Source organism: Roseovarius faecimaris, from assembly GCF_009762325.1.
GTDB classification, from domain to species: Bacteria; Pseudomonadota; Alphaproteobacteria; order Rhodobacterales; family Rhodobacteraceae; genus Roseovarius; species Roseovarius faecimaris.
Genome location: NZ_CP034348.1, coordinates 274,708 through 290,441, shown reverse-complemented (window position 1 = coordinate 290,441; position 15,734 = coordinate 274,708). Strand labels below are relative to the sequence as shown.

Here is a 15,734-nt window from a genome sequence, read left to right as displayed (position 1 = left end):
GTGCGTGAGATCACGCACCCTACATCTTGCCGTAGGGTGCGTGCTTGCACGCACCATCACAGGTGGTGATAGTCTTCGACGCCAACGGTGTGGTTGGTGCCCGCAAGGGGAACACCCGCCATGGCCGAGGCTTCCATCGTCAGAGCCGCGAGGTCTTCGGGCTCCAGGCTGTGCAGGTAGGTCTTACCACAGGCCCGCGCGAAAAGCTGCGCTTCGATGGTGAGCGTGTGCAGGAAGTTGTACACACGTTCCGCCGCCGCATCCGGGTCAAGCCGCTCGCGCAGCTTGGGGTCCTGCGTGGCCACGCCCACGGGGCAGCGCCCGGTGTGGCAGTGGTAGCAATAGCCCGGCTCGGCCCCGATTTCCTCGGGATAGTTGGCCTCGGGGATGTCCTTGTTGCAGTTCAGCGCCATCATGGCCGAGTGGCCGATCGCGATGGCATCTGCGCCCAGGGCAATCGCCTTGGCCACGTCGGCCCCGTTGCGGATACCACCCGCGTAGACCAGCGTGATCTCGCCGCGCTTGCCCAGATCGTCGATGGCCTTGCGGGCCTGACGGATCGCGGCCATGCCCGGCACACCGGTGTCTTCGGTGGCAAGGTGCGGACCGGCGCCTGTGCCGCCTTCCATACCGTCGATATAGATGCTGTCCGGGTCGCATTTCACGGCCATGCGGACGTCATCATAGACGCGGGACGCGCCCAGCTTGAGCTGGATCGGGATCTGCCAGTCGGTCGCTTCGCGGATTTCCTCGATCTTCAGGGCGAGGTCGTCCGGGCCGAGCCAGTCGGGGTGACGGGCAGGCGAGCGCTGGTCGATGCCGGCGGGAAGCGAGCGCATCTCGGCAACCTGGTCGGTCACTTTCTGACCCATCAGGTGACCGCCGAGGCCCACTTTACAGCCCTGGCCGATGAAGAATTCGCAGCCATCCGCCAGAACCAGGTGGTTCGGGTTGAAGCCATAGCGCGACTGAATGCACTGGTAGAACCATTTCGAGCTGTAGCGGCGCTCGTCCGGGATCATCCCGCCTTCGCCGGAGCAGGTGGCGGTTCCGGCCATGGTGGCGCCACGCGCGAGCGCCGTCTTGGCCTCATACGAGAGAGCGCCGAAGCTCATGCCGGTGATATAGACCGGGATATCGAGCTCAAGCGGCTTCTTGGCGCGGGGGCCGATCACCGTCTTGGTTTCGCATTTCTCGCGGTAGCCTTCGATGACGAAACGCGTCAGCGTGCCGGGCAGGAAGGTCAGGTCATCCCAGTGCGGGATTTTCTTGAACAGCGAGAAGCCCCGCATCCGGTAGCGGCCAAGCTCGGATTTGATGTGGATGTCGTCCATCACACGCGGCGGGAAGATGAAACTGTCGCCGATGCGGTTCACATCGCGCGCCAGGGCGGGTTTTTTGGGCAGATCTCCGTCAGCCATGGTGTTTTCCTTTCGTCGGGAGGTGCGTGAAATCACGCACCCTACGATGTATGGGTAGGGTGTGTGCTTGCACGCACCTTACAGGATGAGTTTCTTCTCGTTCGGCTCGAGGTTGTCGTAGTTCCAGAGCTGTTTGCCCGCGACGACCTTGGTGAAGTGATCCACACCTTTTTCCGGCATCAGGCCGTATTGCGTCAGCTTGCGCGTCAGCCAGGCCTTGTCGAGATCGGTAAGCTCGGCGGTCACGGCATCCACCCCGAAGGATTTGATTTCGCCGCCGACATAGATCGTGCCGTCATACATCGAGTCGCCCAGGTTCTTGCCCGCGTTGCCGCAGATGACCATCCGGCCCCGCTGCATCATGAAGCCCGTGAGCGCGCCCACGTCACCGCCGACGATGATCGTGCCGCCCTTCTGGTCGATGCCTGTGCGCGAGCCGACCGAGCCCTTGCAGACCAGGTCGCCGCCACGCATGGCCGCCCCGAAGGTGGAGCCTGCGTTTTTCTCGACCACCACGGTGCCCGACATCATGTTCTCGGCACAGGACCAGCCGACGCGGCCGTTGATGCGCACGTTCGGCCCGTCGATCAGGCCGACACCGAAATATCCGGTGGAGCCTTCGATGATCAGGTTCAGGCGGCTCAGGATGCCGACGCCAAGCGAGTGCTTGCCGCGCGGGTTCTTGAGCACGATGGTGCCATAACCCTCGGCCATCAGGTCGCGGATCTTCGAGTTCACCTCGGTGGTGGTCATGTTGTCGGTGTCGATTTCGGTCCGTTTGTTGAAATCGACATCGGGGGCCCAGGGGTAGGTGAACCGATCTTCGGCATCTTCATCAAACTCGATATAGAGTGACTTGCCGGTGAGCTGTTCGGTTGTCATTCCGAGCGCTTTGGCGCGCTCTTCCTGGGTCATTGCATTGAGTTCTGCGTCGCTCAGGCTTGCCATACCCGGACCTCCTCGTCGTAAGGGTCATATGTGTCGATTTCCTGGGGAAGGATCGCGCGGATCGCCACCTCTTCGGAGGCCATGGCGATCAGGTCGTCGCTTTCGTAGAGCACGAGTGGCTTGGCGGCCATCGTGTCCTTGGCCATGCCGAGCTGATCCTTGGTGGCCACCAGATAGGTGAACACCCCGTCGATCTCCTGAATGGAGCGGCGCAGGCTTTCCTCAAGGCTGACGCCATTGGCGAGGTTATGCGCGGTGTAGACCGCCAGAAGCTCGGAGTCACAGTTCGACATGAACCGGTGGCCCTTGCGCTCCATCTCGCGGCGCATGATCCAGTAGTTGGTGATCTGGCCGTTATGCACGACGCTGACGTCGTTATAGGGGAAGGCCCAGTAGGGGTGGGCCGACTTGATGTCGACGTCCGATTCGGTCGCCATGCGGGTGTGGCCGATGGCGTGCGTGCCCTGGAAGTCGTTCAGCCCGTAAGCGGCGGACACCACGGAGGCGTCGCCCAGGTCCTTGATCAGCTCAAGGCCGTTGCCCATCGAGAGGATCTCAACGCCTTCGGTTTCCTCGATATGCGCGGCCATCTCGCCGGTGTCACCGGAATGGGTGATCACGTAGCGCAGCGAATATTCGCGGGGCGCGTCCTTCGATTTGATCTTGGCGCCATGCTCGGCGAGGATTTCCTCGACCGCGGCGATCCGGTCCTTGATGACCTGGTGAATGCCGCGGCCCTTTTCCATGTCCTCGGCTTCGGCCACTTTAAGGCGCATGATATAGTCGCCTTCGGTGGGGGTGCCATAGACAGCATAACCCGTGCTGTCCGGCCCCCGGTGTTTGAGCGCCTGCAGCATCGCGGTCATTTCAGACCCGACCGATGAGCTCTTGCCCTTGTGAATCAATCCAGCAATTCCGCACATGTCGAAAGCGCCTCCTTCAGGGTTTCAGGTTCAGTTGTTCATTTTCAAATCGGCGGCGGGTGGAAGAGACACCCGCCGCCAGGGAACGGAATGCCTCAGGGCAGACATTCCATGTAGGTGTCGTTGTCCCAATCGGTGACGGTGGACATGAACCGCGCGTACTCGTCGTATTTGTACTCGTGGAACAGGCGGTACATCTCGCCCGGCATGCCGCGTTGCACGACTTCGCTGTTTTCCAGGAATTCGAGCGCCTCGCCCAGGGACATCGGCAGTTTCTTGACCTGCTTGCCGGCCTTGATGGCCTCGTAGATGTTGCGCTCTTCGGGTTCGCCCGGATCGAGCTGGTTGTCGATGCCGTCATCCATGGCCGCCAGCAGGGTGGTGCCCATCAGGTAGGGGTTCACCATGCTGTCCACCGAGCGGTATTCGAACCGGCCCGGAGCCGAGACGCGCAGACCGGTGGTGCGGTTCTGGAAGCCCCAGTCGGCAAAGACCGGTGCCCAGAAGCCCGTATCCCACAGGCGGCGGTAGGAGTTGACCGTCGAGCAGCCCACGGCGGTGAGCGCCTGGAGGTGGTGAACCACGCCGCCGATCGCCTCGAGCCCTTCCTTGCCGGGCATTTGCGGATCGTCATCGTCGGGCATGAAGGTGTTCTCGCCGCCTTTGACATACATGTAGTTCTCGCGCATGCCGGGCAGGTCATCGGGGTTGTTGCCGCATTTGACGAACTGATCCTCACCCCCACGCCAGAGCGACATGTTGTGGTGGCAGCCCGAGGCCGACACACCCATGAAGGGCTTGGTCATGAAGCAGGCGAAAATGCCGTTTTCACGCGCCACCTGGGCACAGATCTGACGGTAGGTGGTCAGACGGTCGGCATTGCGCAGCACGTCATCGAACATCCAGTTCAGCTCAAGCTGGCCGGGCGCATCCTCGTGGTCGCCCTGGATCATGTCGAGGCCCATCATGCGGGCGTATTTGATCACCTGCATGGAGACCGGACGCAGCGATTCGAACTGGTCGATATGGTAGCAGTACGGTTTGGAATAGCCGTCTTTCGGCTTGCCGTTCTCGTCGAACTTGAGCCACATCATCTCTGGCTCGGTGCCGATGCGCAGGGAGCGGCCGTGCTTGGCTTTGAAATCCTCGTGCATGCGGCGCAGGTTGCCGCGGCAATCGGACGTCAGGTAGCCACCCGGATTTTCCTTTTCCTCGCGGTTGCGGAAGAGCGTGCAGTAGAAGCGGCCGATCTGCGGTGCCCAGGGCAGCTGCATGAAGGTCTCGGGCTCGGGGATGCCGACCAGCTCGGCGGCCTCGGGGCCGTAGCCCAGGTAGTTGCCGGCGCGGTCGGTAAAGAGGTTAACGGTCGCGCCATAAACGAGCTGGAAGCCCTTCATCGCGACGCTTTCCCAGTGATCCGCCGGGATGCCCTTGCCCATGATCTTGCCGGTGACCGAGACGAATTGCAGGTAGAGATATTCGATGCCTTTCGCATCGATCATCTCGCGGACCTGCTTGATCTTCTCGGCGCGTCCCGGCGCTTCGACAAACTTCTCAAGATCTGTAGCCAATTTTACTCTCCCTGATCGTTTTGCCGTCTAGGGTCTTAAGCCCCTTCGCGGCTGTTGAGATTAAATGCTCCGCATGCGGTATTGCCCCGGGGTGGCGAGGAGCAACTTCGCCGGGTCGGGGGGAAACGAGGCGTGCAGGGTGCTGCACGGGTTGGTCAGAATTGGTCTAGAAAAGCTGAACCAAACCTTTCCAGATGCATGGTCAGGTTGTATACCTGACATCATGACTGGATGGTTTCTGGGATCAGCTTGCAGCATTTCGACGTGTTTTCCTGCCGTATCACGCATGAAAGACCGAATCTTCATGCTGGGTGGGTGTCGTTGGGGAAAGGATTTCCCGGAGACGCGCCAAAAGTCAACCGCTTTTGATCCAATGTGCTTGAAAATTTCTGCGTTAGCGCATTATTGGTTTATATTTGGTCCACATTCGAAGGGAGCGCGGCATGCCTGACACTGACCCCAAACTGGGGGCCGCTGACATCGCCGCGCTGATCCGGCGGGAAATTTCCAAGGGGAACATGCAGTTGCATGATCGCCTGCCACCGGAGCGGCTTCTGGCCGAATCCTATGGCGCGGCAAGGGGGACGGTGCGCAAGGCGCTGAACCGGCTGGCGGAAGAGGGGTATGTGGACATTCGCCCGGGCAGCGGCACCTATGTGGCGCACAAGCCCGAGACCCCGCCGTCATCGGCGATCGAGAATGCGACGCCGCTGGAGCTGATGGACACGCGCTTTGCGCTGGAGCCGCATATCTGTCGGCTGGCGGTGCTGCACGGGCGGCGCACCGATTTTGACGTGATGGAAGAGCTGTGCACGCGGATGGAAGCGAGCGTGGAAGACCCGATGGGGTTTTCCGAGGCCGATACGGCCTTTCATCATGCCCTGGTCAACTCCACGCGCAACGGGCTCTTGATCTGGATCATCGACCGGATCGGAGATGTGCGCGGCCAGGATGACTGGACCCGAATGCGGCACCTGACGCTCGATGAGCAGACCATCAACACCTATAATGCCCAGCACCGCCAGATCCTGAACGCGATCCGCACCCGCGAGCCGGAGCGGGCCGCGAATATCATGAAGGAACACCTGGAAACGGCGCGTCTGTCGCTGACCCGTGCGTCGGAGACCTGAGAAAATTCGTACGAATTTTCTTATACTAAGATTATTCGTACGAATAATCTTTTCACCTGCGCGATGTTGCCTGAAGCCAGTTGATATAGAGCCGTTCGGCCATATCGTTGAACGTCTTCATGCGCGCGGCACAGGCCGCGTCGAGTGCGGCGACCTTGTCAGCCCCGATGGCCTTGTCCAGAGCGCCCGCGTATTCCGGTATGTTGTTCCAGGCGTGCACCGTGTCGGCCTCGATCTCGATATGGAACTGCATGGAATAGGCGCGGGTCTGCCAGCGCATCGCCTGCACGGCGCAATCGGGTGAGGTGGCCAGAATCTCGGCGCCCTCGGGCAGGGTTTTCACCTCTGCAGAATGCCATTGCAGGCATTCGAACCGTTCCGGCAGCCCGTCGAAGAACACGCCCGCAGCCCCTGCCTCGGTCAGTTGCACCTCCAGCACGCCGATCTCGGGCGTCTCGGACGGGCCGACCGAGCCGCCCAGCGCCTCGGCCAGAAGCTGATGGCCCAGGCAGAAGCCCAGATAGGGCACGCCCTGTTCCGCGACCGCCGAGCGGATGAACTCTTTTTCATCCTTCAGCCAGGGATGGATGTCCTCCTGCCAGGTATCCATCGGCCCGCCCATGACCCAGAGCGCGTCATAGCCGTCCATGCTGTCGGGCAGCGCTTCGCCTTCGTCAAGTTCGATGGCGTCGTAGCTGTGGCCGTCTTCGGCCAGAAACTGCCGGAACACGGCGGGATGTTCGACACGTTCATGTTGCAACACAAGGATATGCATGCGGGGGTCTCCTTCAGGGGCGGCTCAGTCGTCGAGTGAGCCGTGAATGGCGAATTGTTCAAGCCCTGCCTCGCGCTGTTCGATCAGGCGGTAGGCTTCGCGCACGCCCGCGTCGGTCAGCTCGCGGGCGACGGTCATCACGGTGTTGGGGTCGTGCTCGTCGCAGAGCTCGGCCATATGGCGCAGCTCCTCGGCGGCAACGGGACGGGCGGCCTCTATCGAGGGCGCGCCATAGAGGGTAACGAAATGCCGGGCGAGCATGTCGGTCAGCGTTTCCAGCTCGGACGGTTCGATCTGTGTCACGGCGACAAAGGTGGTGCGCCCGAAGGTTTCCACCCCGAGCCAGCCGTTTGAGAAAGCCTGCCGCGCCTTGCCGACGAGGTCGTCCTCGGTCCAGTCGGAAAACTCGAACCCGCCGGAAATGCACCATTCGCCGGTGCGGGCGGGCGAGTGATAGACGTTCATGTCGCTTTCGTCGAAATGGATCGCGCGGGCGAGTTTCATGGCTCAGCCGTCCTCCAGAAGATATGTGAGCGGGATCAGATGGGTGGTGTCGTCATCGCGCAGGAGCATGCCGAAGCGTTCATCGACGCCCATGAAGATGCCCTTGTGGCCTGCCACCTCCACCGTCTCGCCCATGTCATGCGCGAGGCCGCGCCATTCGCGGTGCAGCGGGGCGACGCCGTCGTCGCTCCAGCGGTTGAGGCCCACGAGCGTGTGCTTGACCCAGGCCTCCAGCAGGCGGGCCGGTTCGACCTCCGAGCAGCCCTCGGCATAGAGCGAGGTGACATCAGGCGTGCTGCCCGGGTCGTCGTTTTCGGGCCAGAGCGGCAGGTCGAGGCCGATCACGATCCAGTTCGGTTCGGCCTTTGGATCCCTGTCCGACGCCGCCACGCGCAGGCGCCCGCAAGACGCGCCGTTGACACGCAGGCCGCCGGACCATTCCAGATGCACCGCCACTTCGGGCGGGGCCAGCGCACCCAGCGCGTTCTGGAACCCCACGGCACAGACCGGCAGGACGATGATGGCGTCTTCGAGCGGTTGCTCGGGCGCAAAGACGATGGCCGCGCGCAAGCTATTGGCCCCGAGATTGTAGACCACGAGCCCCGCTTCGCAGCCGCGGGCGGCCTCGGCCAGCGCTTTGTCAAAGGGGTCGATCGCCCCTTCGACGGGCTGGCCGGAGAAAAGCGGCGGGAAGCTGGGGTCGCTCATGCCTTGCCTGCCTCGATCAGCTTGCGCGCCACCTGCCGGAAACCCTGCGCCTGGGCGCTGTCGGGTTTGGACACGACAATCGGCGCGCCCCCATCGGCCGCGAGGCGGATATCGAGATGCAGCGGGATCTCGGCCAGAAGCGGGACGCCCAGCTTTTCGGCCTCTGCTGCCACGCCGCCATGGCCGAAGACGTGCTCCTCATGGCCGCAGGCCGAGCAGATATGCGTGCTCATGTTCTCGATCATGCCGACAATGGGCGTACCCAGTTGCTTGAACATGTCGATCCCCTTGCGCGCGTCCAGAAGGGCCACGTCCTGGGGGGTGGAGACGATGATCGCCCCGGTGACCTCGGCCTTTTGCGCCAGCGTCATCTGCACATCGCCGGTGCCGGGCGGCAGGTCCACAAGCAGCACGTCCAGAGCCCCCCATTGCACCTGCATCATCATCTGTTGCAACGCGCCCATCAGCATCGGCCCGCGCCAGACAACGGCCTGATCGTCGTTTGTCATCAGCCCGATCGACATCATCGTGACGCCGTAGTTCCGGAGCGGCAGGATGATCTTGCCATCGGGGCTTTGCGGGCGGCCCGAGACGCCCAGCATGCGCGGCTGCGAGGGGCCATAGACATCGGCATCCAGAAGGCCCACGCGGCGGCCTTCGGCGGCCAGAGCGCAGGCGAGATTGGCCGAGACGGTGGATTTGCCCACCCCGCCCTTGCCCGACGCGATGGCGATGATGCGGTCGACGCCGGGGATCTTCTCGGGGCCCTTCGGTTCGGCCTTTTTCTGTGGCTTGAGATCCGGCGGGGCCTTGTCGGAATGGGCGGTCATGACAATGGCGACGGTTTCCGCCCCCAGCGCCCTGAGCTTGGCTTCGGCCTCGTCCTTGACGGCCATGTAGGGCTCGGGCCGGGCCACCTCCATCACGAAGCGCACCGCCGCGCCCTCGACATTGAGCGCGCGGACCAGACCGGCGCTTACCATATCCGTGCCCGAAGGGTCTTTGACCTCCTTCAGGCAGGCCAGCACCTCCTCCCGAGAGAGCGCCATTTACGACCCGCTCAGCGTGCCGGTGACGGTATGCTCAAGATCGAGCCCGTCCACCGTCAGGACGACTTTCGCCTGATAGGTCTTGCCGGAGGTATCGCCCGCATCGCGCAGGGCCTCTTCGATGGCCTGCTGCGAGGTCACGCCCACCTGCTTGAGAAATTTACGCATCGACATGTTGAAATCGTCGCTCATGGTCGGCTCCCTGTTGGTTGTCATTCATCGTTGACGCCCGGACCTTAGCGCCCTTACGCTCCAATGCAACCTGAGCAAGGCGAGGGCGGCGATGAAAATGTGGAGAAAACTGAAGGTCATCGCGGCGATGCTGGTCTTTGCCCTGCCGGGGATCGCCACCGCACAGGACAAGGCGCTGACTCTGGCCGTGCCTGAGGCGCTGGTCGAGACCGGTCTGCTCAAGCACATTCTGCCGCGTTTCTCGCTCAAGACCGGAATCCGGATCACCCTTGCCGAGGACGCGGCGGAGGCGACGCTGGGCACGCAAGGGATGGCGGTGTTCCGGCAAGGCGAGGTGATCTGGCATCTCAGTCATGGAGAGGATGCGGATGCGCAGACCTTTGCGGACTGGCTGACCTCGGATGTGGGCAAGCGCACGGTGGAGGGCTTTGCCCCCGAAGGCGTGGCGCTGTTCTCGGCGGATGTCGCGGTGGAGGAGGTGGTCACGGAGGTGGTGCTGACCGGCGATGCGGTGCTGGGCGAGGAGGTGAGCCTGCGGCAATGCGGGCGGTGTCATGTGGTGGGCGAGAAGAACCGGATGAGCGCCATCGGCTCGACCCCCAGTTTTGCCCTGATGCGGACCTTCCCCGACTGGCTGGCGCGGTTCGAGGGGTTCTATCTGTTGAAGCCGCACCCGGCCTTCACCCAGATCCCCGGAGTGACCGACCCGTTTCCGGAGAACCTGCCGTCGCCGATCGCGCCGATCGAAGTGACGCTTGACGAGTTGCAGGCGATCACCGCCTTTGTCAGCGCCATCGCCCCGGCGGACCTGGGCGGCATGGTCGATGCGGGCGGGGCGTTTCAGACCGAGTGAGCTTAGCGAGTTCTTCAGGAATACATGCGTAACTCAAGGCCGGACAAACGGCATGAGGTGACGGACGCATGGGGACAAAACCCCGCTTTGAGAAAGCGCAGGTCACGGGATATGCGGCGCTGCGCGGGGCTGTCCGGGGGCAGATGGCGCGCGGGGCCTACAAGGATGCGCTGGCCCAGCTTGTGCAACTGGTCAAGGTGATGCCGGAGGAGGCGGGGCTTCTCGATGACATGGCGGGCTGTTACTGGCATCTGGGCGATCACCGCACCGCGCTGCACCTGACCGAGATCGTGGCGCGGGATCTGGGGCGCGACGCGGCGGCCTGGGGCAAGCTTGGGCGATGGCGCTGTCGCTTGGCGATATGCCCAAGGCAAAGGCCGCGTTCGAGGAGGTTCTGACGCTGGCCCCGCGCGAGGTGAACGCGCTGGCCGCACTCAACCGTATTGCGCCGTTTGACCGGGGCAGCGCGCGGGTAAAACGCCTGCGCCAGATCGCACGGGACCGCAAGGCGGAGCGCGGCGCGCGGGCCACCGCCTATAACGCCCTGGGCCGGATCGAGGAGGCCGCGGGCCAGACGCGCGCGACGTTTCACAATTTCGCACGGGCCAAGGCCCTGTCGCCCGGACGCTACGACCGGGACGCGGTCGAGGCGCTGGTCAGCGGGCTCAGTCAGGTGCCGGGCGATGGTTTTGCCCCCTGCGGCACGGCGGAGGATGCGCCGCGCGTTGTCTTTGTCTGCGGGATGCCGCGGTCGGGAACGACACTGGTCGAGAGCATCCTGCTGCGCCACCCCGAAACCGGGAGCATCGGGGAAAGCAGCGCCCTAGGCGATGTGCTGGCTGAGCACCGCGCGACGCTGGGCGGGGCCGGGGCATGGGATTGGGTCGCGCGCACCGATGATGCGCAGGCCGCCCGGCTGGGCGCGCGCTATCTTGAGCGCTGCGCGGCATGTTTTCCGGATGGTCTTCCGGGTGTGATCTTGGACAAGACACCGCTCAACCTCTTTCAGCTGGGCTTTGCCTCGCGCATCCTGCCGGGGGCGCGGTTTGTCATGCTGTCGCGGCATCCGCTGGATGTGGGCCTGTCGAATTTCGTGACCAATTTTCACGCAGCGCATCCGTTTTCCAGGACGTTGGAAAGCATTGGCCATATGACCCGCTGCGCCGCACGGGCCGCGGTGCTGTACGAGGCGCGGCTGGGGGCGGCGTTTCGGCGGCAATCCTACGCGGCGCTGGTCACGGAACCCGAAGCGCAGGTGCGGGCGATGCTTGGCCATCTGGGCCTTGGCTGGGAGGTTAATTGCCTGCATCCCGAAGCACGGGACGGGGCAATCGGAACCGCCTCGCTGACCCAGGCCCGCGCGCCGATATCGGCCGGGGCAATGGGCAAATGGCGGCGCTATGAGGCGGAGCTGCAGCCGCTGATCGAGGCACTTGGCGCAGGATGGATCGATGACTGGGCCGCGGAGGATGCGCGCCAGCCCGACACCTGAGCCGCAAGAAAATGCACATTTTCTTGACCAATTTCTGTATCAGAAATTGGGCGCGCTCAGTGATCCTTGCGTTTTGACAGGTAATCCGCCGTCGTGCGTACCGCGGGCCGCTCGCCCCCCTGGAACGGGTTATCCGTGGAATGAAACTGCGCCTGGATGCGGCAGTTCTCGCACATCTGGATCATCTTCACCGCGTCGGGCTTGTCGAACATCCAATGCTGGCCCGCAAGCTTCTCGGTGATCCGCTCAATGGTGGATTTCACCCCGAACAGCGCGCCGCATTCGATACAGGCAAAGGGCTCTTCCTCGTGCAGCACGACCTGGCTGAGCGCCGCATCGGTAAGGTTGAGTTGCGGCTTCAGGGTGATGGCCTTTTCCGGGCAGATATTGGCGCAGAGCCCGCATTGCAGGCAGGCGTCCTCCTGAAAGCGCAGCTGCGGCATGTCCTCGTTCTCGCCCAGCGCTCCGGAGGGGCAGAGCGACACGCAGCTCAGGCAGAGCGTACAGGCATCGGTATCGACGAGCACCGCACCATAGGGGGCGCCCTCGGGCAGGTCGATCACCTCGGCCGCGGGCGCCAGCGTCCGGGCGGAAAGACGCGCGACCTGGCGGCGGGTGCCGATGGGCAGGATCGGGTCATGGGCGGGCGGCTGGGGCGCGTCCTGACGCAGCGCGGCGCCCAGAGCGTCCGGATCGGCCATGTCCAGAAGCGTCACCGACGCGGCCCCGGCCACGGCATGGGTCAGCGCCGCCTGCGCCTCGACCACATCGCGTTCGGTCCCGGGCGAGAGCAGGATGCTGACATCGGCAAAGCCCGTGGCCAGCGCCGCCAGCATCTCGGCATGGCCGAAGCCTGCAAGAGCCGCGACTTCGAGCGGGATCACATCGGCGGGCAGACCCGCCCCGAAACGGGCCAGAAGAGAGATCATCTCTTGCCCGTGCGGGGCGTCATGCACCAGAAGGCGCGGCGCGGTTCCGCCCGCCTTGCGGTAGGTGCCGGCGAGCGTGTCGAGACGGCGGAAAATCGTATCGACCGGCGGCGCGTCATAGCTGATCGCACCGGAGGGGCAGACCGCCGAACAGGCACCGCAGCCCGCGCAGATCATCGGGTCCACCGAGACATGGTCTCCGGCGGAGGTGATCGCCCCGGTGGGACACAGGTTGAGACAGCGCGAGCAGGCGGGTTTCTCGGCCCGGGAATGGGCGCAGAGAGAGGGCTCCAGCCGGACATAAAGCGGCTTTTCGAACGTGCCGATGAGCTGTGCCGCGTCAAACACCACGCGGGCCACGGAGGGCGCGCGAGAGGGGTCCGCGCGCAGGTATCCCTCGCGCTTTTCCGGGGCCGGAAAGAGCGGTGTGCCGCCTGTCAGATCAAGGATGATGTCACAGCCTGATATTGCGCCATCTTTCGGATCTGTAAGGGAAAAATCACCGCGGCCGCCGGGGATCACCTCTTGCAGGGTATCGAATTTCACCTCGAAATCGCCCAGGCTGCCACGGGCCTGGCGCAACCGGCCGACAACCACGTCAAACCGGCGATCCACGGGCAGGTTTTCGGCGTCGGGCATGAGCACTGTGACGGCCAGCACCTCGGCCAGATCTGAGGCCGCCTGCAAGGCCTCCTGCCCGCCCAGAATGAGGCAGGTGCCCTCGGACAGGACATCGACCGATTTCTCCAGCGGCATGGGCAGGGCGGCCTCGGCGGCCAGCGCTGCCATTTTGGGCGTTGTGTCGCCTTCGCCCCAGCCTGCGCGGTCACGCAGATCGACAAAGCCCGGCATGTCGGCGCCGATCTCTTCGGCAAGTTCCTCGAAGCGCGCACGCTCCTGCTGACAGGCGACGATCACATCGCCGCTTGCAAGCTCTTTCGCGGCACTGTCGATCTCGTGCATGCACAGGCCCGAATAGAGGCGCGAGCAGGTCATCCCGGTGCTCTGCGAAAGCGTCTGTGCATTGAGCGACTGACTGCCGAGGCAGTCGCACAAAACCAGTTTCTTGGTCATCTCATTCTCCCTGCGCCACGCCGAATCTCTGCGACCTGACATGGCGTTTTTGCGACGCTATGCAACAAAAACGTAGCTCGTAAACCCGTTTTGGCGGCCCGGGCAAGGGTGCAACTGCGGCGACGGCATGCTGCGCCAGCAAAGTCCACCTGCGCCCGATCCTCTTGGTATGCCAATGTATATTGACCTGCGGAAAATCCGACTTTTTTAGTCAGTTTCGCCGCACCGCAGAAGGGCAAATTTGTGATCGCCGAAGTGGCAAAAAACACTTTGAGAAAGACCCTGCCTGGGGCAGAAATATGAGCGGATGAGTAATCTTTGCCTGGGGATGTCTTGACCACGACCGCGACACGTTCCATCTCGATGCCGCTCGGCGTTGTGATCCGGCGTATGCCGGGGGTCACCCGTTGGGCGCGCCACGTGTGGAAAGCGGTGGCGGTTCTGCCCGGTGCGGGCGAGGCCAGCTGGAAAGAATTGCGCCGCGAGGGCGATGCGGTGGAATACCACGCCGCGACGCTGACGCTGGAGCTGTATCGCACAGATACCGAAGCCTATCTTCAGGGGCTGTCCGCAGAGGTACCCGCGATCTACGTGGTGATGCGCGACGCCGAGGAGGGCGATGCGCCGCTGGATATCACGCTGGTCACCGCCTCGCCTTTTGAGGCGCAGGATTACGCCGACACCGGCGAAGAGCAGGTCGAAAAGGTGCCGATGCCCGAGGGGCTGATCGCCTGGGTGCGCGACTTTGCCGAGGCGCATCACGAGGAAGAGGTGTTTGTCAAACGCAAGCGCGACAAGAAGCGGATCGACCTGAAGGAAGACGGGATCGGTGACGCGCGGATCCGGCAGGTGGCCGATGTCTATCGCGCGCCGAGCCGCCGGGAGCAGGTGCATTGAGCGGCGCGGGTACTCTCTGGTCGCGGCGCCGGGCCGCGGTGGCCGCCGAGGAGCAGGCCGAGAAGGCCGCGCTGGAGGCGCGCGCACTGGCCGAGGAACAGGCGCGGCTGGAGGAAAAGACCGACGAGGAGATTCTGGCCGAACTTGATCTGCCCGACCCCGAGAGCCTGAGCGCGGGCGACGATTTCAGCCGGTTCATGGCCAAGGCCGTGCCGGACCGCATCCGCCGCCGGGCGCTGCGCGTGCTGTGGCGGTCGAACCCGGTGCTGGCCAATGTCGACAGCCTGGTCGATTACGGTGAGGATTTTACCGACGGGGCCAACGTGATCGAGAACATGCAGACCGCCTATCAGGTGGGCAAGGGCATGCTCAAACATGTTGAGGAGATGGCACGGCAGGCCGAAGAAAAGGCCCGCATCGCCGAAGCCGCCCCGCTGGAGGAGACGGAGGACGAGACCCCTGCCCTGGCGATGGCCGATGAGGCAGAGGCAGAGGCCGAGACCGCCACCCCCGGAACGGAAAGTGACATCGAGACAGAAGAAACGAGCGCAGAGGGCGTCGAGTTTGCGCGCCCGCGCCGCATGAAGTTCAGAACCGAGGAGACCGCGTGAGCGCTGCTGAAGACATCCAGATCGCACAGGAAGACCGGCTGCGCGCCGATCTTTACAATTTCCTTGGGCTGATGCTGTCGGCGCCGCCGGATCAGCTATTGCTGGATCAATGCGCCGGGCTGAGCGGAGACGAGAGCGACCTGGGCCAGGCCATCGGCGCGTTGTCGCGGGTGGCCCGGGTGACGAAGCCGAAGAAGGTGGAGAGCGAGTTCAACGCGCTCTTTATCGGGCTGGGCCGGGGAGAGCTTCTGCCTTATGCGAGCTATTACCTGACCGGGTTCCTGAACGAAAAGCCGCTGGCGGTGCTGCGGACGGATATGGCGGCGCGGGGCATCACCCGGGCCGCGAATGTGTTCGAGCCCGAGGACAACATCGCCTCGCTCATGGAAATGATGGGCGGGATGATCGTGGGCCGGTTTGGCAAGCCTGCGCCGCTGGACGATCAGAAACTGTTTTTCAACAAACATATCGCCCCCTGGGCGGGCCACTTTTTCAGCGACCTCGAAGGCGCGAAGAATTCGGTCCTCTATGCCTCGCTCGGCAGCGTGGGCAAGGCGTTTATGGAGATTGAGCGCGAAGCGTTCAGACTGACTGCGGGGTAGCTGCCGCACATCACCGGCGGGGATGCCCGCCACAATAGGAGGAGGGAGACATCCC

The 15,734-nt window shown here is 63.6% G+C and carries 17 protein-coding genes; 7 read left to right on the top strand and 10 right to left on the bottom strand.

The annotated features are described in order from the left end of the window. Positions 1-56: 56 nt before the first annotated feature. The 4 genes from EI983_RS01710 to EI983_RS01695 all read right to left on the bottom strand — a co-directional run bounded on the left by EI983_RS01710 (position 57) and on the right by EI983_RS01695 (position 4,863). Positions 57-1,421: an FMN-binding glutamate synthase family protein gene (locus EI983_RS01710; protein ID WP_157705561.1), complete on the bottom strand. Its 1,365-nt coding sequence runs from the start codon at positions 1,419-1,421 to the stop codon at positions 57-59. Positions 1,422-1,499: 78 nt separating this feature from the next. Continuing rightward, the gene (locus EI983_RS01705; RefSeq protein WP_157705560.1) at positions 1,500-2,369 is read right to left on the bottom strand and encodes a GltB/FmdC/FwdC-like GXGXG domain-containing protein; all 870 of its coding nucleotides are present in this window, start codon (positions 2,367-2,369) and stop codon (positions 1,500-1,502) included. After that, positions 2,357-3,292: a class II glutamine amidotransferase domain-containing protein gene (locus tag EI983_RS01700; RefSeq protein WP_157705559.1), complete on the bottom strand. Its 936-nt coding sequence runs from the start codon at positions 3,290-3,292 to the stop codon at positions 2,357-2,359. Before EI983_RS01700 ends, EI983_RS01705 begins: the two co-directional genes overlap by 13 nt. A 95-nt stretch (positions 3,293-3,387) precedes the next feature. Continuing rightward, positions 3,388-4,863, bottom strand: a complete 1,476-nt coding sequence (locus EI983_RS01695; RefSeq protein ID WP_157705558.1) for a glutamine synthetase family protein — start codon at positions 4,861-4,863, stop codon at positions 3,388-3,390. Positions 4,864-5,306: 443 nt separating this feature from the next. Here EI983_RS01695 and EI983_RS01690 point away from each other — a divergent pair, with 443 nt between their 5' ends. After that, positions 5,307-5,993 (top strand): FadR/GntR family transcriptional regulator, encoded by a 687-nt coding sequence (locus EI983_RS01690; RefSeq protein ID WP_157705557.1) that lies wholly within the window; start codon positions 5,307-5,309, stop codon positions 5,991-5,993. Positions 5,994-6,045: 52 nt separating this feature from the next. Here EI983_RS01690 and EI983_RS01685 read toward each other — a convergent pair whose 3' ends face one another. Genes EI983_RS01685 through EI983_RS01665 form a run of 5 tightly spaced genes read right to left on the bottom strand, consistent with a single transcriptional unit; the run spans position 6,046 to position 9,221 of the window. Beyond that, positions 6,046-6,768, bottom strand: coding sequence for a type 1 glutamine amidotransferase (locus EI983_RS01685; RefSeq protein ID WP_157705556.1), 723 nt, complete (start codon positions 6,766-6,768; stop codon positions 6,046-6,048). A 24-nt stretch (positions 6,769-6,792) separates the two neighbouring features. After that, complete coding sequence (locus tag EI983_RS01680; protein ID WP_157705555.1) at positions 6,793-7,272, bottom strand: DUF6505 family protein; 480 nt, start codon at positions 7,270-7,272, stop codon at positions 6,793-6,795. A 3-nt stretch (positions 7,273-7,275) separates the two neighbouring features. After that, positions 7,276-7,980 carry a biotin/lipoate--protein ligase family protein gene (locus EI983_RS01675; RefSeq protein WP_157705554.1) on the bottom strand — a complete coding sequence of 235 codons (705 nt, stop codon included), beginning with the start codon at positions 7,978-7,980 and terminating at the stop codon, positions 7,276-7,278. Beyond that, the gene (locus tag EI983_RS01670; RefSeq protein ID WP_157705553.1) at positions 7,977-9,029 is read right to left on the bottom strand and encodes an Mrp/NBP35 family ATP-binding protein; all 1,053 of its coding nucleotides are present in this window, start codon (positions 9,027-9,029) and stop codon (positions 7,977-7,979) included. Before EI983_RS01670 ends, EI983_RS01675 begins: the two co-directional genes overlap by 4 nt. Next, positions 9,030-9,221 carry a DUF6494 family protein gene (locus tag EI983_RS01665; protein ID WP_157705552.1) on the bottom strand — a complete coding sequence of 64 codons (192 nt, stop codon included), beginning with the start codon at positions 9,219-9,221 and terminating at the stop codon, positions 9,030-9,032. Between the two features lie 91 nt (positions 9,222-9,312). On the opposite strand from EI983_RS01665, the gene EI983_RS01660 reads away from it, so the two are divergent. The 3 genes from EI983_RS01660 (at position 9,313) to EI983_RS01650 (ending at position 11,566) form a co-directional block, all read left to right on the top strand. After that, positions 9,313-10,074, top strand: a complete 762-nt coding sequence (locus tag EI983_RS01660) for a substrate-binding domain-containing protein (RefSeq protein WP_246162238.1) — start codon at positions 9,313-9,315, stop codon at positions 10,072-10,074. Positions 10,075-10,142: 68 nt separating this feature from the next. Further along, positions 10,143-10,472, top strand: a complete 330-nt coding sequence (locus EI983_RS01655; protein ID WP_157705551.1) for a hypothetical protein — start codon at positions 10,143-10,145, stop codon at positions 10,470-10,472. Continuing rightward, positions 10,415-11,566 (top strand): sulfotransferase family protein, encoded by a 1,152-nt coding sequence (locus EI983_RS01650; protein WP_157705550.1) that lies wholly within the window; start codon positions 10,415-10,417, stop codon positions 11,564-11,566. Before EI983_RS01655 ends, EI983_RS01650 begins: the two co-directional genes overlap by 58 nt. Positions 11,567-11,622: 56 nt before the next feature. Here EI983_RS01650 and EI983_RS01645 read toward each other — a convergent pair whose 3' ends face one another. Beyond that, positions 11,623-13,569 (bottom strand): 4Fe-4S binding protein, encoded by a 1,947-nt coding sequence (locus tag EI983_RS01645; RefSeq protein ID WP_157705549.1) that lies wholly within the window; start codon positions 13,567-13,569, stop codon positions 11,623-11,625. 363 nt (positions 13,570-13,932) lie between these two features. On the opposite strand from EI983_RS01645, the gene EI983_RS01640 reads away from it, so the two are divergent. The 3 genes from EI983_RS01640 to EI983_RS01630 are packed head-to-tail and all read left to right on the top strand — an operon-like array spanning position 13,933 to position 15,679. Continuing rightward, a complete protein-coding gene (locus EI983_RS01640; protein ID WP_157705548.1) occupies positions 13,933-14,466 on the top strand; it encodes a DUF3305 domain-containing protein in 534 nt (177 codons plus the stop codon). After that, positions 14,463-15,077, top strand: a complete 615-nt coding sequence (locus EI983_RS01635; protein WP_157705547.1) for a DUF3306 domain-containing protein — start codon at positions 14,463-14,465, stop codon at positions 15,075-15,077. The genes EI983_RS01640 and EI983_RS01635 overlap by 4 nt, the downstream gene beginning before the upstream one ends. Continuing rightward, the gene (locus EI983_RS01630; protein ID WP_157705546.1) at positions 15,074-15,679 is read left to right on the top strand and encodes a TorD/DmsD family molecular chaperone; all 606 of its coding nucleotides are present in this window, start codon (positions 15,074-15,076) and stop codon (positions 15,677-15,679) included. Before EI983_RS01635 ends, EI983_RS01630 begins: the two co-directional genes overlap by 4 nt. Positions 15,680-15,734: the final 55 nt, after the last annotated feature.